The 18,957-nt window shown below is 46.2% G+C and carries 13 protein-coding genes and 1 pseudogene; 8 read left to right on the top strand and 6 right to left on the bottom strand.

Features of this window, described 5'->3' with window-relative positions; translation table 11 throughout:
* On the top strand, positions 1 to 1,247 hold a 1,247-nt coding region (locus IQ257_RS17450), incomplete at its 5' end, for a pentapeptide repeat-containing protein (RefSeq protein ID WP_193933134.1).
* 111 nt (positions 1,248 to 1,358) lie between these two features.
* Here IQ257_RS17450 and IQ257_RS17445 read toward each other — a convergent pair.
* Together IQ257_RS17445 and IQ257_RS17440 are read right to left on the bottom strand one after the other, a co-directional pair.
* Complete coding sequence (locus IQ257_RS17445; RefSeq protein ID WP_193874744.1) at positions 1,359 to 2,093, bottom strand: helix-hairpin-helix domain-containing protein; 735 nt, start codon at positions 2,091 to 2,093, stop codon at positions 1,359 to 1,361.
* Positions 2,090 to 2,965 (bottom strand): annotated as a pseudogene (locus tag IQ257_RS17440) (ParA family protein); the annotation flags it as partial. The pseudogene IQ257_RS17440 and the gene IQ257_RS17445, both read right to left, overlap by 4 nt.
* Before the next feature lie 275 nt (positions 2,966 to 3,240).
* On the opposite strand from IQ257_RS17440, the gene IQ257_RS17435 reads away from it, so the two are divergent.
* The 5 genes from IQ257_RS17435 to ileS all read left to right on the top strand — a co-directional run bounded on the left by IQ257_RS17435 (position 3,241) and on the right by ileS (position 10,928).
* Positions 3,241 to 4,137 (top strand): ParA family protein, encoded by an 897-nt coding sequence (locus tag IQ257_RS17435; protein WP_193874740.1) that lies wholly within the window; start codon positions 3,241 to 3,243, stop codon positions 4,135 to 4,137.
* Between the two features lie 227 nt (positions 4,138 to 4,364).
* Complete coding sequence (locus IQ257_RS17430) at positions 4,365 to 5,303, top strand: ParA family protein (RefSeq protein ID WP_193874738.1); 939 nt, start codon at positions 4,365 to 4,367, stop codon at positions 5,301 to 5,303.
* 203 nt (positions 5,304 to 5,506) lie between these two features.
* Positions 5,507 to 5,761: a hypothetical protein gene (locus tag IQ257_RS17425; RefSeq protein WP_193874736.1), complete on the top strand. Its 255-nt coding sequence runs from the start codon at positions 5,507 to 5,509 to the stop codon at positions 5,759 to 5,761.
* Positions 5,762 to 5,937: 176 nt separating this feature from the next.
* Complete coding sequence (locus tag IQ257_RS17420; protein WP_193874734.1) at positions 5,938 to 7,254, top strand: Ycf66 family protein; 1,317 nt, start codon at positions 5,938 to 5,940, stop codon at positions 7,252 to 7,254.
* A 128-nt stretch (positions 7,255 to 7,382) separates the two neighbouring features.
* The gene (gene ileS, locus IQ257_RS17415) at positions 7,383 to 10,928 is read left to right on the top strand and encodes an isoleucine--tRNA ligase (RefSeq protein WP_193874732.1); all 3,546 of its coding nucleotides are present in this window, start codon (positions 7,383 to 7,385) and stop codon (positions 10,926 to 10,928) included.
* 278 nt (positions 10,929 to 11,206) lie between these two features.
* Here ileS and IQ257_RS17410 read toward each other — a convergent pair whose 3' ends face one another.
* Complete coding sequence (locus tag IQ257_RS17410) at positions 11,207 to 11,818, bottom strand: alpha/beta hydrolase (protein ID WP_193874750.1); 612 nt, start codon at positions 11,816 to 11,818, stop codon at positions 11,207 to 11,209.
* 288 nt (positions 11,819 to 12,106) lie between these two features.
* Here IQ257_RS17410 and eno point away from each other — a divergent pair, with 288 nt between their 5' ends.
* Both eno and IQ257_RS17400 read left to right on the top strand, forming a co-directional pair.
* The gene (eno, locus tag IQ257_RS17405) at positions 12,107 to 13,405 is read left to right on the top strand and encodes a phosphopyruvate hydratase (RefSeq protein WP_193874730.1); all 1,299 of its coding nucleotides are present in this window, start codon (positions 12,107 to 12,109) and stop codon (positions 13,403 to 13,405) included.
* A gap of 198 nt (positions 13,406 to 13,603) precedes the next feature.
* Positions 13,604 to 14,815 carry a hypothetical protein gene (locus IQ257_RS17400; protein WP_193874728.1) on the top strand — a complete coding sequence of 404 codons (1,212 nt, stop codon included), beginning with the start codon at positions 13,604 to 13,606 and terminating at the stop codon, positions 14,813 to 14,815.
* Positions 14,816 to 14,940: 125 nt separating this feature from the next.
* Here the strand turns inward: IQ257_RS17400 and IQ257_RS17395 are convergent, their stop codons facing one another.
* The 3 genes from IQ257_RS17395 to argF all read right to left on the bottom strand — a co-directional run bounded on the left by IQ257_RS17395 (position 14,941) and on the right by argF (position 18,318).
* The gene (locus IQ257_RS17395; protein WP_193874726.1) at positions 14,941 to 16,275 is read right to left on the bottom strand and encodes a glutamine synthetase family protein; all 1,335 of its coding nucleotides are present in this window, start codon (positions 16,273 to 16,275) and stop codon (positions 14,941 to 14,943) included.
* Positions 16,276 to 16,543: 268 nt separating this feature from the next.
* Positions 16,544 to 17,176, bottom strand: coding sequence for a transcriptional repressor LexA (gene lexA / locus IQ257_RS17390; protein ID WP_193874724.1), 633 nt, complete (start codon positions 17,174 to 17,176; stop codon positions 16,544 to 16,546).
* 224 nt (positions 17,177 to 17,400) lie between these two features.
* Positions 17,401 to 18,318, bottom strand: a complete 918-nt coding sequence (gene argF / locus IQ257_RS17385) for an ornithine carbamoyltransferase (RefSeq protein WP_193874722.1) — start codon at positions 18,316 to 18,318, stop codon at positions 17,401 to 17,403.
* Positions 18,319 to 18,957: the final 639 nt, after the last annotated feature.

Raw genomic sequence — 18,957 nt, 5'->3', positions numbered from 1 at the left:
ACCCACACTTGGTAAGAAACAAGCAACTGTTGCCCTCTCACCTTCGCGTTGAATTCTCTCACCCAAGCTTGGGAGAATACTTGGGGGCTGAAGAAATTGCCCTTCAGCTTGAGGCACTAACCCAACAAGCGCAAGATGCCTACGGTGAAATTTCCTTTGCGATTAACTCGCCCCTTGATGTCGCCCAGCATCTTTACGCGCTGCTAGGGTATGGTTTGGTATCAAAAGATATAGAAGAATTGGTGATTGAGCGCCTGCGACGGGAGCAAAAGCGCAATGCCAATTTCTTTTCCTTCCCCCTGCTGTTTAAACGCCTCTATCGCTTCTATCGGGCTTACTGTCGGGGACGGTGGCTAGATGAAGGCATTGCTCATCACGCTCAAAACGAGTTGCGTGCTATCCAAAACCCTTTAAATGCCTTGCAAATTGATGCGACTGTCGGACTTAATATCTTTTTATTACTCTGTACGATAGCGCGAGAAGCTAACGTTCCCTTTTGTCCGTGCGGCAATCCTGACGTACCCCAAGAGTTTGATGCTGACCAGTTGTTAAGTTTTATAGGTCGAACGGTAGCCCTTTCTCCCACCGCCTTTTGGCAGCGAATCAGACACAGCTTGGCTCACATCAATTTGGCACAAGCCTGTCTAAATTACAGGATGCTAGCAGAAGCCAACTTAGAGGAGGCGAATTTATCAGGGGCTGAGTTACTCGGCACTAATTTAGCAGGTGCCAACCTACAAAAAGCTAATTTGACTTGGGCAAGTCTTGTGGGTGCTAATCTCTCGCAAGCCGATCTTTCTGGCGCTTACTTAGAAGGAGCTGATTTATCAAGGGCTGACCTCAGAGGTGCAAATGTTACCTCAGCTAATCTTACCAATGCTTGTCTGTTTGAAGCTCAATTGGATGAACAAAACCTTAACTTTGCCATGAGAAGCGGAGCTATATTTTCTCTGGAAGAGTTTCAGGCTTACAATCAGTCTCTCGTGCCACCCACTTTAACCGACCAACTGGAGGATGAAGCGTTCTTATTAGAGGAAGAATCTACCATTTTTATCGAAAGTGCAGAAGGAGAACCGATATTACCAGAGGTTCAGTATACTCACGGAGCGAATGACTATGAAGGTGAGACTGAACAGATTGAAGATTGGGAACAAGAAAAACCAGCTTTAGAAGGTGATGAGGAAGAAGATGCGATGGAAAATGAAGAAACAATGATGCTAAATGATAGACCTGGGGATAATTTTTGACTTATGTAGTAACCTAAGAAGCAAAGGTAATGCGATCGCCTCCAGTGACTTTGTACGAAGCTTTCTGCCTTCGTTCAACTGAGCAGTTAAATGGAAGTCTGCCTTCTTTCACTAACCCGAAAAACAGTCCAAAATCTTCATCATTGTTTTCTCCCCTAAACCTTTAACCCGACTAATTACCTCCCCACATGAGTTAAACTTGCCATTCTTATCCCGCTCCCTGACAATTTTTTCAATAACTTTAACATTCACACCATTAGGCTCTAGGCTAGACGTTAGTTCAGGCAACGTTAGATTATTCAGAGCTTCTAAGGGTTCAATCGGTTTGAGCAGTCTACTTTCAATTGCCTTCAGCCTAGCGTCTAAAATCTGGATATCGCGTCGCTGTTCTATCTTCACTTCACCGATCTGATTTTCTAAGCGTGCTTCAAGATGGGTTAGTTGAGAGTTCAGGGTAGCCATTTGTGACTCTATAGTGGTTAAGCGAATACTATTGTTATCTAAACCAGAGATTTTAGGCTTTGAAACAGCTAACTTGGGTTTTCTGAATAATTGAATTTGCTTTTTGATTGCCTCCTCATTCTCGTCCTCAATAATAAAAGCTCCGATCATCTCGCCCTTACGAGGATTTATTTCTCTTGCCCTAACCGCCGCGTAATACTCAAAATTTCCATCAACTACCTCGTAAGAGTCTAGATTTGTTCGACGCAGAATAATAGGATTTATGACTCCTTGAGCTGCTAAAATCACTTGGGCACCACAGTCTAGCTCCTCTTGTGAGAAATTTGAGCGAGGAATGGCAGAATTAATTTTTCTAACAGCGACAAGTGAAGTCGATAATTTCATTCTTCCATTCCTATTTTTCGCAAAACCTCTATCGCTAGCAACTCAAATTCACGTGCTGCCATAGAATCGGGCTTAAAATCTAGTATGGACTGGGGTTCTACTCGTTCTATACCATCAATTTCCCGGCTTTTTTCAGCACATTTTGCTAAGTCATCTCTATCATAGATTACTGTTTCCATCACCTTCAGACCATATCGATTTTGCAGGGACTCTAGGCGCTTTTTTAGAGTTGATTGAATAAATCGAGAATTTGTTGAAATTTTACAGGCAAGAACACCTAAAATTTCCAGAGATTCTTTTCTGATTTGTCGTCTGAATCCATCAATTTTTTTAATAAATTCTTTGACATTAACCAATCCTTGATTGGCAAAAGGTTTTAGGTCTGATGGAATGATTAAATAATCAGCAGCAATTAACGCTATTCTCGCATAAAGGTTTAAGGAAGGAGGGGTATCGATGAGGACAACATCATAGTTATCTTTAACATCTTCTAATTTATCAATGAGGATTAAGCGGCTGTAATCTAGTTGATTGAGTTCGTTCTCATATTGCATCAAATCGATATGGGAAGGAACAACATCTAATTCTGGATTATTGAATTGGGATTGTCTTGCGATTTCTTCTATAGTATAGAATTCTTCTGACTGCAAGACATGAAGAATATTTGAGTCTTTAATATCATCAAATACTTCATCATCAAACTGGATTAAACCGGTAGCGAATGTCGTATTAGCTTGACTGTCTAAGTCAACAATCAGCACTCTCTTCCCTCTTTTGCGGATGGCGGCTGCTAAATTAACGACAGTTGTTGTTTTGCCTACTCCGCCTTTATTGTGATAAACGGCAATAACCTTCATTGTACCTTGCCTCTTTTTTTAATTATTATCATTAAACAGGCGTCTCGCCTGTTCTACAATAAGTTAATGTTGGACTAATGTCTTGCGTCTCTAGCCCCTTTACCCCCTAGCACAGGACTAAAAGAATAGCTGGCAGTCAGTCTCCTCAGCTTCTTGGGCGTTCCCCTAAGCTGCGAAAACCATGTCATCAAGCCAAAAGAGCCGCCAATGTCTGGAACCAATCGCTACCTTTACGTCAGACAGATTGCATATCAGACTATGATAATTACCATCTGTAGATACCACAGCGGATGGGACACGTCATTTCAATCGTCAACATGAAAGGTGGTGTCGGCAAAACAACCGTCACCGTCAACCTGGCAACTTGTCTTGCCAAAGATAGAGCGATGCGGGTACTAATCGTCGATCTCGATACCCAAATTAATGCTACTCTTAGCCTGATGCCTCCCCTTAACTTTGCTCAACTCAGGAAAGAAAAGCGAACCTTAAAACAGTTAGTCAATCAAACCATTCAACCGAATCCTCAGTCACATTTTTCTATTCACGATATTATTCAGCGCAATATCTGTAACGTAAATGGACTTGACTTATTACCGGGTAATATTGAACTTTACAATGATTTTCTCTTAGCTGTACTTCTTTATTCTAAAACCAACAGCAGTCAGCAAGATTTTGAAAGAAATTGGAATAGCTTGGAAAACTCCCTAATCCGCACTATTCTTCAGCCAGTGATAAGTAGCTATGATTGGATTTTCTTAGATTTCCCGCCGGGAGACAATTTGCTGACTCGCAGTGGACTTATTGCCAGTCACTTTTATTTGATACCTACTAAGCCAGAGCCCCTATCTGTTGTGGGAATGGGAATTTTGGAAGGTCATATCAAAAAACTTAAACACTACGATCGCACGAAAATTGAACTATTCGGTATTGTCTTTTCTTCTCTCGGTCATGCCACAAGGATGGCAACAAAAATTAAAAATCGAGTCAGTGCAGATTTTGGCGAAGATAAAATATTTACGACCGAAATCCCCACAAATGTTGCCGTTGCCAAAGCGGTTGATCAATTCCAACCTGTTGTCCTCACAGAACCCACCTCAACGGGTGCTAGAGCCTTTACCGAGTTAACGCGAGAATTTGTACAGCGATTTTCTAAAGCTGTGGGAGCATCACCCTTCAAAAATAGCTAATACAGTTTAGCATTCTGTAGTGCCGCCTCGAACTACAGAGGAGTCAAAGGCACAAGTAGCATCTGAATCGATGCTTAAAATAGCTTAATATCTTATACTGTTACTGTTGCCTGAAAACCGTTAAATTTCAGAACCTGCTGAAGGACTGTTACAACAGATCCAGCACTGATGTAATCTGGATTAACTGGTAAGAAACAAGGCAGCGTTCTCCAAGAGGATTTTAGGTCATGGGATTGGTTATTGCCACAGTTAACATGAAAGGCGGCGTCGGGAAAACAACCTTGACTGTCAACTTGGCGACTTGCTTGGCAAAAAATCATCAAAAACGGGTTTTAGTAGTCGATTTAGATACGCAAATTAGCGCTACCCTTAGTTTAATGTCGCCTCAAGACTTTGCGAAAGCTCGAAAAACAAGACGCACGTTAAGTCACCTAATTGACAAGGCAATTCGACCCAATATTCAAAGTAAACTGGCGATTAAAGACGTTATTCAACCCTACGTCTGTACTATCAAAGAACTAAATTTACTCCCAGGAGATATTGACTTATACGATGAGTACTTAGTCTCTGAAATGCTTCACAATAAAGCAGTTAGTGAAGAAAAATCAAATTTTAGTGACGTTTGGAATCATTTTGAAAAATTACTCATTAAAAGTATTTTAGAACCGATTATTGATGACTATGACTTTATTATCTTAGATTGCGCCCCAGGCTACAATCTCCTCACTCGCAGCGGTATTGTTGCTAGTGATTTTTACTTACTGCCAGCCCGACCCGAACCACTATCGGTTGTAGGCATTCAACTCCTAGAACGACGAATTGCTAAACTCAAAGAAAGCCACAACTCTGGCACTTCGTTCAACTTACAACTCTTGGGGATTGTTTTTATTTTATCAGGGGGTCTAATTGGTCGGTATTACAATCAGGTTATGAAACGAGTCACAGAAGACTTTTCACCCAATCTTCTGTTCAAAAATCGTATCCCTATGGATGTGAATGTTGCCAAAGCTGTGGACAGCTTTATGCCAGTTGTTCTTGCTACTCCTACTTCCTCTGGAGCTAAAGCGTTTACTAAATTAACGAATGAATTTTTACAGAAGGTAGAAGCTCATCAGAATAAGGTTCAAAATCATACCAAGAAGATGAATTTAGCGAATTTGGAGTAACTATAAATTTTAGAGGAAGAGTTAAGGAGTAAAATGCCTTTGCAAAAATAACTAATTAGCTGAATGTTTCCCCAGCACCTCCACATCCCGAGAGCGAGGCGATCTAAACTACTTCTCTAGACTTACTACCTTTGACAGATTTTATTAAACCTGCGTTACTGAAAAAGTATTGTAGATGTAAGAAGTAATAAGATAAGGAACCCATGAATTCACCATGGCACAACTCGCTTCCTGTGGAGAAGGAGACTGGTAAAACCGTTGTCGTTTACTTTTATAGCGACAGATGGATTCCGATTCTGTGTTTTAGCCGTAAAGAGGCGATCGCATTATCCCGGAAAGCCTTGCTCAAAAACAAGAAAATACTAGTGTTTCCAAGGGGTTTAGACATTGAGACTCAAAACATTCTCTCAACTCAATCACCAGATTGCCTGAATGAGTTCGGGTCTGGATTCGTTTAAAATAGCGCGATTGCGCCCAAAGCGGACACTCCCCACGTAATATCTTGTTACGATGTGCTTGGCTCCGATTGCCCCTAACTGTTGACAATAGGGGTAGGGGAGTTATTTTCCGGCATCGACCATGCCCGTGAAACGTTAAACGCGAATACCAGATACAGTAAGGAGTAGCCGCTTTCATGTTGCCATACGTCTTAGCCTTAGTCATTGCTTTCGGTAGCTTTGCCTTCTACATGGCAGCGTTCTTTTTTCCAGAAGTCCACCGCAAAAGCGACTTTATCTGGAGTGGTGTGGGCTTCTTCTACGCCCTAGTTTTATGGATAGGCGCGGGACGCATTACCGGTGCAGTACTGCTAAGTCAAATGGCAAGCGTGTCTCTTTTAGGCTGGTTGGGTTGGCAAACCCTCAGCTTACGGCGAGAGCTAACTTTACCTGACTACAAAACTGAGATTTCCCTAGAAGTCCAGGAAAAATTAGCGAGTTCCTCCGTAGGAAAGGTGGGACGAAACGTAGTATTCCAACCCGTAACCAGCCTATTCCGCAAGAAGCAAGTCGAGAAAGCAACACCGTCAGTTGCTCCAGTACTCGAAACAGCCGCAACAACAGAGCCACTACCCGAAGACGTCGAATTCCTTGAAACTCCGGTTGAGGAAACCGTGGCAGCAGAGGTATCTCCTACCCAGGCAACGACTGAAGCAACCCAAGCAACAGAAGAAGTCCAAACTCCGGCTGAAGAAATAGCGTCACCTGCCGAAGCAACCCAAGCAACGGAGGAAGTCAAAGCTCTTGCTGAAGAAGTTGAAACCGTAGCCGCATCCCCTGCCGAAACGACTGAGGAAACAGCAGAGGCAACAACTCCTTCTGTAGAAGTCACGGAGGAAGTCACTGAGGAACCCGAAGCGACAAGATCCCCAGCAACAGAAAAGCCAGTCGAAAGGGAACCCGTCAGAGACTTATCATCAACAAAGCTACGACCCAAAAGATTTGGACGAGTGAGTGGCTTTCTTAAGACTATCTTGAGCAAACCCAAAGCCAAGGATAAAACTCCTCAGCTTCCAGTAACAACGCCTGAGCCAGAAGTATTGCCAGAAGAAAGCTTATCAGAGGAAGCAACAGCACAAACAGTCCCCGTAGAAGTAACCGAGGTAACTGAACCGACACCCCCAGAGGTACAGGCTACTGAACAGAAAACGGCAAAACCACCGGAATCCCCCCAAGAGGAACTAGCAGCAGAAGCGAAAACCTCAGAGTCTTCTAAACTCAACCCTCCCCAGCAACCTGACCCCAAACTCGTAGAAGCAGCCAAGAAATCCTACGCTGCTGACAGGCAAGAGTCAAGGGAAACACCAGAAACTCCAATCGAAGAAATCGCCCCTGAATCCCAACTCTCACCCCCGGCTGAACCCATCGGTCAAGGCGACCCCACAGAACGGGAACTATCACAAGATGATGCTCAAGATATCGGCAATTCCGAAAATCCTCCCAAACAAAGTTGAAGCTCGGGTAGATTCTCGCCGATAATAGATAGACTAGCCCATTCGAGTCATGGGTTGTTGGCAGTAAGCATCCCTACCCAACAACCCGCAACAAACACCAAACAACAAGCAACCAACAGAGTCAGATTGTGACAGAATCCAAAACTTACAAAGACACCGTAAATCTGCCCAAAACCCAGTTTGAAATGCGGGCGAACGCTGTCAAGCGGGAACCGGAACTGCAAAAGTTTTGGGCAGACCAGACTATTTACGAGCGACTGTCACAGCACAATCCGGGCGAGATTTTCGTGTTGCACGACGGACCTCCCTACGCCAATGGTTCGCTGCACATGGGTCATGCCCTGAATAAAATTCTCAAAGACATTATTAATAAATACAAACTGCTGCAAGGGCGCAAGGTTCGCTACGTGCCGGGTTGGGACTGCCACGGCTTGCCCATTGAGATGAAAGTCCTGCAAGCGATGGACTCCGAGGAACGACAGCAGCTTACTCCTCTGAAACTGCGCCGCAAAGCCCGGAAATTTGCCCTCAAAGCCATGGAAGAACAGCGCGAGGGCTTTAAGCGCTTTGGCGTGTGGGGTGAGTGGGAGCATCCCTACATGACACTCAACCCCGAATACGAAGCCGCTCAAATCGGCGTATTCGCTCAGATGGTACTCAAAGGCTACATCTATCGGGGATTGAAACCTGTTCACTGGAGTCCCAGTTCTCAAACAGCCCTGGCAGAAGCGGAGTTGGAGTATCCCGAAGGTCATACCTCCCGCAGTCTCTATGCAGCATTCCCAATGACCAAAGCCGCACCGGAAATCGCAGCGGTGCTAGACCCTTATTTATCCGATTTGGGTGTGGCTATCTGGACGACGACCCCTTGGACGATTCCTGGTAACTTAGCCGTTGCCGTGAATCCTAGCCTGAACTATGCGGTGGTAGAAGTTCCTCAAGAGTCAGAGGAGGACGATTCTGAAGCGGAAAAAACCTCAAAGCAAAAGTCGAAAGGCTTTGGTTTTGGCTTGAGTAAAGGGGGACCGTCATCTAAGCGAGACGCTGCCTCAAATGCGGATACAAAGGAAAAATCCAACGGGTTTAAATACTTAATCGTTGCCGCTGAATTGGTAGAACGGCTCTCCCAAACTTTGGACACCGAGTTAACGGTAAAAACTACCCTCAAAGGTAAGGCGTTGGAACATTCCACCTACCGCCATCCTTTGTTTGACCGGGAGAGTCCAATTGTCATTGGTGGTGATTATGTAACGACCGAATCCGGTACAGGATTAGTTCATACAGCACCCGGTCACGGTCAAGAAGACTTTGCCGTAGGTCAGCGCTACGGTCTGCCGATTATCTCGCCTGTGGATGACGAGGGTAACTTTACCGCAGAAGCGGGTCAGTTTGCCGGGTTGAATGTACTCGGTGATGCCAATCAAGCGGTGATTGAGGCACTCAAAGAAGCGGGTTCGTTCCTGAAAGAAGAGAAATACGTTCACAAATATCCCTACGACTGGCGCACCAAACAACCGACCATCTTCCGAGCAACAGAACAGTGGTTTGCCTCGGTGGATGGATTCCGAGAAGAAGTGATGAAAGCGATCGCTTCGGTAAAGTGGATTCCAGCACAAGGGGAAAACCGGATCACGGCAATGGTATCGGAACGGTCGGATTGGTGTATCTCCCGTCAACGCAGTTGGGGTGTGCCGATTCCGGTATTCTATGACGAAGAAACGAACGAACCCCTACTCACCGAAGAAACTATCGCCCACGTCCAAGCTATTGTCACTGAAAAAGGCTCGGATGCTTGGTGGGAATTATCGGTAGACGAGTTGTTACCCGAAAAATACCGCAATAACGGTCGCACCTACCGTAAAGGGATGGACACGATGGATGTCTGGTTTGACTCCGGTTCCTCCTGGGCAGCCGTTGCCGAACAGCGAGACGAGTTGTGCTATCCGGTAGATATGTATCTGGAAGGGTCAGACCAGCATCGGGGTTGGTTTCAGTCCAGTTTGTTGACAAGCGTGGCAAATAATGGTAGAGCGCCCTACGAGACGGTCTTAACTCACGGCTTTGTTCTCGACGAACAAGGTCGCAAGATGAGTAAATCCTTGGGGAATGTGGTTGACCCAGCAACGATTATCGAAGGTGGGAAAAACCAAAAGCAGGAACCTGCCTATGGTGCTGATGTGCTGCGGCTGTGGGTGTCCTCGGTCGATTATTCTGCCGATGTCCCCATCGGTCAGAGCATCCTGAAGCAGCAATCAGATATCTATCGCAAGATTCGCAATACGGCACGATTCTTGTTGGGCAACCTGCACGACTTTGATCCGGCACAACATACCGTGCCTTATGAACAGTTGCCGGAATTAGACCGTTATATGCTGCACCGGATAACGGAAGTATTTGAGGACGTGACTGCCGCCTTTGAAAGTTACCGGTTCTTCCAGACGGTGCAGAATTTCTGCGTGGTTGATTTGTCGAACTTCTATTTAGATATTGCCAAAGACCGGCTCTATATCAGCAACGCGGATTCTGTGCGGCGTCGGAGTTGTCAGACAGTGCTAGCAGTGGCATTAGAAAATTTAGCACGAGCGATCGCACCAGTGCTGTGTCACATGGCAGAAGATATCTGGCAGTATCTCCCCTATGAAACCCCCTACAAGTCAGTATTTGAGGCGGGTTGGGTGCAGTTAGAAGACCACTGGAAAAACCCGGAACTGGCAAAATTCTGGACAACCTTGCGGGGTATCCGTACTGAGGTGAATAAAGTAATGGAGCAAGCTAGGGCAGAAAAAATGATTGGTTCTTCCCTAGATGCGAAGGTATTGCTCTACGTCCCTAACCAGGAGTTGCGACAGCAGTTGGAAGCATTGAACCCTGTTGGCATTCCTCGACTCTGGTTACAAAGTGATACTCCAGAGGCAGAGGAAACGGCGATTGAAACCGTTGAGCGACTGCATCAGCTAGAGTACAGCGACCAATCTTCCGAAGAGAAACAACCGTGGTGGAAAACCCTCAACCAATTGCTAGCGGAATCATCAGCAAGTTTGAAAGAATTATTTAAAGACAACCGCCGCTTGTTGCTGACAGGGAGTTTGTTGCTGGCGGTGCCGATTACATTGAAGGTGACGGCTTCTGTGTTGGATGCACTTCACTACCTGCCTTTAGTACCCGATGTATTAGAACTAGTTGGGATTGTATACACGGCTTGGTTTACAAAGCGTTACTTGCTCCTTGCCGAAAATCGCCAAGAGTTATCTGAACGAGTTCGATCGCTGAAAGTTGAGATTTTAGGCATAAATTCCACGCGCTCTCTTAAAGCAGAGCATATAGAGGTAGAGTCCCCAACGGTGGAAACTGTCACGAGTGAAGAGGTGGTGTCTGCGAGTGCCGAACCCGTTACTCAAACCCGAACCCTGCCCGAACTACACGCCGCCCTTGGCAATGGTGTAGATGAGTTACGCTATCTATTTTTAGCCTCTCAGGTGGAACTGGTAGATTCGCCAGAACCCATTCAGAAGGCTGATTACAGAAGTGAATCGGATCAGGTTTCGGTTGGGGTAGTGAAGGCAGAGGGCGAAAAATGCGATCGCTGCTGGAACTATTCAACATATGTGGGTAAAATTGCCGAGCATCCGACAATATGCGAGCGCTGTAATGCAGCGATAGGGGCTCAGTTTTAGTGAAGAGAGTGGGGAAGGGTGCAAGATTTCAGATTAAACTCACATCTTGCACCTTTGTCGATAAACCCGAAAATCAGCCCGGAGTTCAAACTCCGGGCTAATAGCTCAAGTCCATTGAAATGGACTGAAAGTCTTATCCAGTCGTATGCAAGACGAATGCCAGCTATGAGACAGTGGTTTTAACCACTGGCTGTTAGTGAGACTGGTGCAAGATCTGAGATTAAACGAACTTGATATTACCTTCTACCCTCTGTCCCAGAGTCTTCTGCCTTTCTGAGTCATAACTGGATTATAAAACTGTGTACCAGCGTCAAAACATCTGGGAGAATTTCGTGACCCATGTTAAACTCCTGATACTTCACGGCGACTCCCAGAGCCGTAAGACTATCCCGAGCATTTTGAGCCGCAGCAACTGGCACAACTAAGTCTTGTTTACCATGCACGAGCAAAACAGGGGGGAAAGAATTATGAGCTGTAGAGTCAGGTTTTGAATGTAAATAGCCACTCAGAGACACTATAGCAGCCACAGGCAGCGTTAATCCCACATCTAGCGTCATTGCCCCACCTTGGGAAAACCCGCTTAAAATCGTGCGCGACAGAGGAACGCCTGTACTGCCTTCTAACGACTTCAGCCAGTCAACAAGTTGTTGCCGACTTTCTGCTAAACCCTGATAATCTTGAGTTTCTAAGTCGTACCACATTTTCCCTCCTGGCACGCTGGGATGGGGAAACGGCGCATTCGGAAACAGGAATTGGTAGTCCGGCAGGTTCATCGCTGGCGCTAAGGGAGCCAAGTCTTGGGAGTTAGCCCCCCAACCATGTAACCACACCATCAAGTGGGTTGGTGCTTTACCGTTTGCCGCTGGAATGTTGATGGATTCTAAAGACAAAGCCCGATCTCCCAAATCAGAAGTTTCTGGATCTGTAGCAAACGTGGAACGGTTTTGGCAAGCCTTCAACAGTAGTGCCGTTCCCAAAGTGGCACAGCTTTGCAAAATGAATTGCCGCCGAGCCAATACTTTAATCTGCATCTATACCTCCTTAGATTCTCCCAGAGCCAAGCGCTACTGTTAAGTGGGGATTGAAGACATCCTTAAAGATACTAATCTTCAACGGCTTGGGACGTATCCTGAACCCTGAAGTGATAGTGCAATCGGTACTAAGTTGAGGAGAACAAAATGCTAAACAAGCCAGAAGCTCCAATTGAAGCCATTGATGCCAGAGAGATTCTAGACTCACGGGGGCGTCCTACCGTAGAAGCCGAAGTGCGCCTTGCCAGTGGTGCTGTGGGATTAGCTCAAGTTCCCAGTGGTGCTTCGACGGGGACATTTGAAGCCCACGAACTGCGGGATGATGACCCCCATCGCTATGGTGGTAAGGGAGTACTCAGGGCAGTACGGAATATTAAGGAAAAAATCACTCCCGAACTGCTGGATGTGGATGCATTCGACCAAGTGACTGTAGACCAAAAAATGATTTATCGGGATGGCACCCAAAATAAAAAAGAATTGGGAGCCAATGCCATCCTCGCCGTCTCACTGGCAACCGCTAAGGCAGCGGCTGACGAATTGGTACTTCCCCTCTATCGCTATCTGGGCGGACCTCTAGCCAATCTCCTACCCGTGCCATTGATGAATGTGATTAACGGTGGTGCCCATGCCGATAACAACGTGGATTTTCAGGAGTTCATGATTGTCCCCATCGGTGCGGACTCCTTCCAAGAGGCGCTGCGCTGGGGTGCTGAGGTTTTTATGGCACTTAGCAAGGTGCTGAAAGAGAAAAATTTGCTATCGGGTGTTGGTGATGAAGGGGGTTATGCTCCTAACTTAGAATCCAATAAAGCGGCGTTGGAATTCCTGATTGCTGCGATTGAAAAGGCAGGATATAAGCCAGGGGAACAAGTGGCTTTGGCAATGGATGTGGCAGCCAGTGAATTTTATAAAGAGGGTCAGTACGTCTATGATGGTTCCGCTCATTCCCCTGCCGAATTCATTGATTATCTAGCGGAATTGGTGAGTCAGTACCCGATTATTTCGATTGAGGACGGATTGCACGAAGAGGATTGGGATAATTGGAAATTGCTGACTGAAAAACTGGGTTCACGTATTCAATTAGTTGGCGATGACCTATTTGTTACTAACCCTACTCGCTTGCAAAAAGGCATTGAATTAGGGGCAGGCAATTCCATCCTGATTAAACTCAACCAAATCGGTTCCTTAACCGAAACCCTAGAAACCATTGATATAGCAACCCGCAATGGCTTCCGGTCGGTAATCAGCCACCGTTCTGGGGAAACAGAAGACACGACGATTGCAGATTTAGCCGTAGCCACTCGCGCCGGTCAAATCAAAACCGGATCGCTGTGCCGTAGTGAACGGGTTGCTAAATACAACCGCCTGCTGCGGATTGAAGATGAATTAGGCGATCGCGCCATCTATGCTGGCAAAATCGGTATGGGACCAAAAATCATCAAGTAATCACGTCAGTACCAAAAGGATGGGCAATGGCTCACCCTATGTTAAATTTTGGGTCTAGAGGGAAACGGCAGCCAAGAGATGAGCGCCTTTTCCCTTTTCCTAGAATAAGCCCTGAGAGGGTTGCAATTGGGGAACTCTGGCTGACTATAATCTGTCCAAGCCATCGAGCCAATTGTTGTTGTCAGAAATAAATAGTGCATGATTATCCGTAAACTTTTCAATCGAGTTGCTGCAACTGTGGCAGTGACAGGAATGATACTCGCGATCGCTGTTAATCTGTCCGAAGCAGCTACCCGGCTGAAGAATGGTGAAACAGTTAATGGATTCATCCAGACGACATCTCCTGTCTTCCGCTATCGAAACGAATCTCTTCGAGACACTCCCTTACAGATGGCTGCTGGTGAGGAGTACATTTTTAATGCTCAACGGGGCGATACTATCCAAGCTTCAGTGAATGTTGAAGATGGTAGCAATCTCTCGCCAACCTTAGTTCTGACCTCGTCTGAGACAGGCAATCAAGTTGCTTATACTGACAAAAGTAATTCCCTGCGGTATCAAGTCCCTACTACTGGGGAATACAGACTTCTCGTTTTAGGTCAAAACACTACCAGAGGCAGGTATGCGCTTTCCATTTCAGGAATTAGCGCACAGACAACGGCTCAACCTCCAACAACTCAACCCACAGATAAACGAAGACAACTTCTAGAAACTGACTATGGCTTGAGGGTTCTAGATAACTGTCCCCCCGCTAGAGGTTCCTTAGCCGTCGTTTACTTCCCTGAACCCGATCAAACCTATACCTACTGCGCTACTCCCAACCGTCTGCTTCAGGCAGGACAGTATACTTATGACGCTAGAACGGATCGATTAAACCCAGGAGCGCCCACTGCCCAAACTCCAGCCAATCCAACGACAGATCCCAGACGGCAACTGCTTCAAAATGAGTATGGCTTAACGGTTCTAGAGAACTGCCCTGCCGTAAAGACTTCGTTAGTAGTGGCTTACTTTCCAGAATACGGTCAAACCTATACCTACTGCGCCAACCCCACCCGCTTTGTCCGGGCTGGAGAATATACCTATGACCTGAGGGCTGGTGAATTAAAGCCGGGAGCACCTGCTGCTCAAACTCCATCCTCTCCAACAACACCGAACCAAACCACAGATTCTAGAAAACAAACCTTGGCAAGAGAGTTTGGATTAACTGTTTTGGATAACTGTCCGGCATCAACCAGTTCCTTGGTTGTCGTGTCTTATCCTGAAGGGAATCAAACCTATCGCTATTGTGCCAATCCCAACCGAGTGTTTCCAGCGGGAGAATATACCTATAATGCCAGCACCCGCAGCTTGGAGCAGGCGAAAAAACCGCAGGGATGCACTGTAGAAATCGGTGGAATTTGTATTATTCGCTAACAGTAGGCACGATATTGCTCATTGGTGTCAACTTACAGCAGTTTGCGAGTCAATTTGGTACAGTCCCCCCTTGGGCTAGGGGGGCTAAATGCAGCATTCTCAGGTTGGAGGAACTACAGCAATTTTTAATATCGCTCCAACAACAATTTCACTTCCGCATCCAAATCTAAAACGTTCATGGCTTCCCACTCGGCTTTGCGAACTGCCAGATAAGCTTGAGCCAAATCCTCACCCAAAGCATCTAATAAAACGCGATCGCTACTGAGTTTCTCAATAGCCTCTCCTAAAGTTGCAGGCAATCGCTCAATACCACCCAAACTAGATTCCCCTGCCGTTATCCTTTCCGGATCAACTACGGTGGGTGTTCCTAGTTCCCAACCCTTGCGAACCCCATCTAATCCAGCCGCAATAACTGCCCCCAACGCCAAATAGGGATTCGCTGTAGCATCTACCGTTTTGAGTTCAAACTGAGTGGGGCTGGGTGGTTCTGGGTGAGTGGGTACTCGCACCGCCGCTTCCTGATTATCCATGCCCCAACAGCAAAATGCCCCACTTGGACAGTGGGGAAGAATTCGGCGATAGGAATTAGTACTAGGTGCCGTCAGTGCCATCAGTGCTGGGAGGTGGTGGAGGATTCCGGAAACGAAAGAACCGGCAACCTCTGAAAGCTCCCCATTACCGTCTGGATGGGATAAAAGATTCTCGCCCTCTTGCCAGAGACTGAGGTGAAGGTGGCAAGGGCTACCAGGTTGATTGGCAAAGATTTTGGGTAAAAATGAGGCTATGAGTCCATGTTTGAGAGCAATAACTCGCACTGTCTCTCGGAAAGCAATCTGCTGATCGGCTGCTCCTAAAGCATTACTATACAGTACTGAGATTTTCTGCTGACCTGACCCCGATTCTGGATAATACTGCTCCACCAGCATTCTTTGCTCTATCAAAGCTTCTGCTATATCATCAATTACCTCTTGGTGCAAGTCCATCGCCAAGGTTGAGGCAAAAACCGTTTTATCCGCAGGCACAATGCCATCAGGTGTTCGCCGCAACAGGTAAAACTTATTCTCGAAGGCGGCAATGACTTCTAACCCTTCCTCCTGAGCATCAGCTACCATCCGTTTTAGAAAGTTTCGAGGGCAGCAATTCCAGGGAGAACCGCCCAAAACCATATCTCCGATAACACGAGCGTGACCGGCAGTATAGGGTAAGGGAGTAAAAGTATTCCAGTCTGGCACCAACCTAATCTCACCGACTGATTCCAAGCCACTGCCAGTCACTGGAGCATCATACATCACAGGAAGCGCCTGCTGGATTGCGGAAATACCAACACCATGTTTGAGATAGTCCGATAAGGTTCTTCGATGTACTGCTTTACCCCGTATGAGGTTGGCATTATCACACCAGAGGATGCGCATAAATCGAATCCTCTCTTTGTCAAGTTTTTGTAATAGTTCTTTATCCATTCATCTTTTCAAAGTATAGCAGTGGACACATATCTTAGGACAAACTCTGGTAGAGACGTTCCGGCGGAACGTCTCTACTAAATTCATATATGTCCTAACCGTCTTGGCAGTTGCTATAACTTACCCACTCCCCACTCCCTACTCCCTTTCTCCTTTAATGCACTACAGATTGCCCCCCCATCCCCCTGAGTAAGGGGGGAGCCAAAAAATTGTAGCCAACATGGAGAAAATGGGCTAAACAACGTTGATCAACAGCGTTTTACTGCCGTTAATATCTCCCTGTGGGTTTAACATTCGGATCACAGCCGCGCCATACTCCGACCAAGACGCCCTGTACCTGCACGTTAGTTGCCGTTACCTCAATGGGAAGGTATTTAGAATTAGACGGTTTCAGCGTCACCCTATCACCCTCTCGGTAGAAGCGTTTTAAGGTTGTGCCTTGCCCTTCTACTCTAGCAGCGACAATCAGACCGTTTTTGAGTTGCTCTGGGTCGGGGACGGGTCGCATGATGACCAAATCCCCTTCGGCAATTAAGTCTTCAATCATGCTGTCACCAGTGACTCGCAGGGCAAAGTTACCGATTTGAGAGAACGTACCCGAAAAATCCAGATGCTCGACAGCTTCGGTGAAGGGTTCCACCAACCCCCCCGCCGTAATAGCCCCCAAGATGGGAACTCCCTGGTTAGCAGCGCCTAAAATCCGAATCGTGCGGGCTTTTCCTTCCGTCCAGTCAATGTATCCTTTCCCACGCAAATGTTCCAAGCGGCTCTGAATGGGTGCAGGCGATCGCAAATTCATCGCTCGCATCATTTGCCGAATGGAAGGGGCGTGTTTTGAGGTTTGAATGTATTCCACCAGCCAATCATAAAGTTCTTGCTGGGCTTGAGTGAGGGATTCCATAATCCTACAAAAAATTGTTTTGAGTGATTGAGACAGTCGTTGTAGGAGGGGATAGCCTGACAGTTGAGTGACCTCTCAAGCTATGAGTAAACCCGCCCCTACACAGTTTTGAATTAGAACAATTCATGCCAAAGCTGAATAGTACTATCTATAGAACATTAGTACTATTAAATGCTCTAATTTGTCCAGTCGGGGTGGGTGTTTTGCAGAATTTTTTTTACAATTCACTCGACTCCTAACAGACTAACCAGCAAAGCTTTTTGTGCATGCATCCGGTTTTCTGCCTGATCCCAAAGCCGCGACTGCGCTCCTTCCATCACTTCCTCGGTAATTTCTTCTCCTCGATGAGCGGGCAAGCAATGTAGAACAATGGCGTCGGATTCAGCCATACTCAGCAGTTGTTGGTTAAGCTGATAAGGTTGAAAAACTGGGATGCGGGTATCGGCAGAATTTTCCTGACCCATACTTGCCCAGACATCCGTGTAAACAACATTCGCCCCTTTTACGGCAGTTACTGGGTCATTCGTAACAATTACTTCGCTACCCGTCGCCATTTGCTTTGCCCGTTCTACAACGCTTTGATCGGGTTGATACCCTGGTGGTGTGGCAATTCTGACATTCACCCCCGTAAGAGCACACCCCAACATGAGTGAATGAGCGACGTTATTGCCATCTCCCAGATACGTCACCGTTGCCCCAGCTAAGGAGCCAAAGCACTCCTGAATCGTTAACAAATCTGCTAGTACTTGACAGGGATGCTCCAGGTCAGTCAGGGCGTTGATAATAGGAATGTGAGCATAGTCGGCAAAGGTTTGCAGTTCGGTCTGCTCAAAGGTGCGAATTGCCAAGATATCCAGATACCGATCTAAGACTCGCGCCGTATCTACTATAGGTTCTCCCCGCCCTACCTGGGTAACATTAGGATTCAAGTCAATAACCTGACCGCCGAGTTGGTACATTGCTACTGAAAAACTAACTCGCGTTCGAGTAGAGGCTTTATAGAATAAAAGCCCTAGTACCTTATCACAACGTAAGTTAACTTGACCTGCTTTTAACTGAGCTGCTAAATGCAACAGTTGTTGAATTTCATCAGCACTGCAGTCTGCTAAACTCAGCAAATCTCGCCCTTTCAATACCTTCATGATTGTTCCCCCATGACTAAACAGAGCGGCTCTTGCCAAAACGCTATAAGCTTTGGCAATAAAACCAATCGCAATCTTTTACAGATGTCAACCTCCTGAGATTCCCCAGTGGTTTGCAAGAAACACTGTTTTAAAAACTTATCAGATTTTTTCTAAAACGGGTTGGTTTATTCGGCAGACAAGTTAGACAGAAACATAAATGAACCTTTAAGACAGTCGGCTAATTTTACTCTGGGATATTGACCCGATTTTAAGACCACCTTGACTCTCACTGCCGTCTTGAAAAGGCTTCAAAGAGCAAAGCCGCCATTAGGGGATACCTGAGTTCAAAGCAAAGATGCCATAAAAAGTCAGCAATCCTATACAATCATCACTTTTCGGGTAAAATTCTAGTGAAGGAAATAGAGGTGGGAGCCAGTATTTAAAAAAGGAGATGGGGAGTCTCCGGATAGTGAAACGTTAATGTTGAAGAAGAGGGTAAAGCTTAAGTCATAAATTTATCGGTTTTACAGAGGAAATTCTCGAAAGGTTATCAAATGTTGAAGGAGGCATGATCAGAGAATTTACGAGTGCATCTCGGATGCAGCTAAATCTATAAGATGATGCTACTTTTTCCAAGCTAAAGCGCTGCCTTTAATG

This window comes from Coleofasciculus sp. LEGE 07092, from assembly GCF_015207375.1.
Classification (GTDB): domain Bacteria; phylum Cyanobacteriota; class Cyanobacteriia; order Cyanobacteriales; family Coleofasciculaceae; genus LEGE-07092.
Note: the sequence above shows the minus strand (reverse complement) of the source record. Positions and strands in the feature narration are given on the sequence as shown.

Bases quoted from the DNA above. Each gene is read 5' to 3' on its own strand.
- IQ257_RS17445 (WP_193874744.1), bottom strand. From the start codon at position 2,093: ATGAAATTATCGACTTCACTTGTCGCTGTTAGAAAAATTAATTCTGCC.
- IQ257_RS17435 (WP_193874740.1), top strand. From the start codon at position 3,241: ATGGGACACGTCATTTCAATCGTCAACATGAAAGGTGGTGTCGGCAAA.
- IQ257_RS17430 (WP_193874738.1), top strand. From the start codon at position 4,365: ATGGGATTGGTTATTGCCACAGTTAACATGAAAGGCGGCGTCGGGAAA.
- IQ257_RS17425 (WP_193874736.1), top strand. From the start codon at position 5,507: ATGAATTCACCATGGCACAACTCGCTTCCTGTGGAGAAGGAGACTGGT.
- IQ257_RS17420 (WP_193874734.1), top strand. From the start codon at position 5,938: ATGTTGCCATACGTCTTAGCCTTAGTCATTGCTTTCGGTAGCTTTGCC.
- eno (WP_193874730.1), top strand. From the start codon at position 12,107: ATGCTAAACAAGCCAGAAGCTCCAATTGAAGCCATTGATGCCAGAGAG.
- IQ257_RS17400 (WP_193874728.1), top strand. From the start codon at position 13,604: ATGATTATCCGTAAACTTTTCAATCGAGTTGCTGCAACTGTGGCAGTG.
- IQ257_RS17395 (WP_193874726.1), bottom strand. From the start codon at position 16,275: ATGGATAAAGAACTATTACAAAAACTTGACAAAGAGAGGATTCGATTT.
- lexA (WP_193874724.1), bottom strand. From the start codon at position 17,176: ATGGAATCCCTCACTCAAGCCCAGCAAGAACTTTATGATTGGCTGGTG.
- argF (WP_193874722.1), bottom strand. From the start codon at position 18,318: ATGAAGGTATTGAAAGGGCGAGATTTGCTGAGTTTAGCAGACTGCAGT.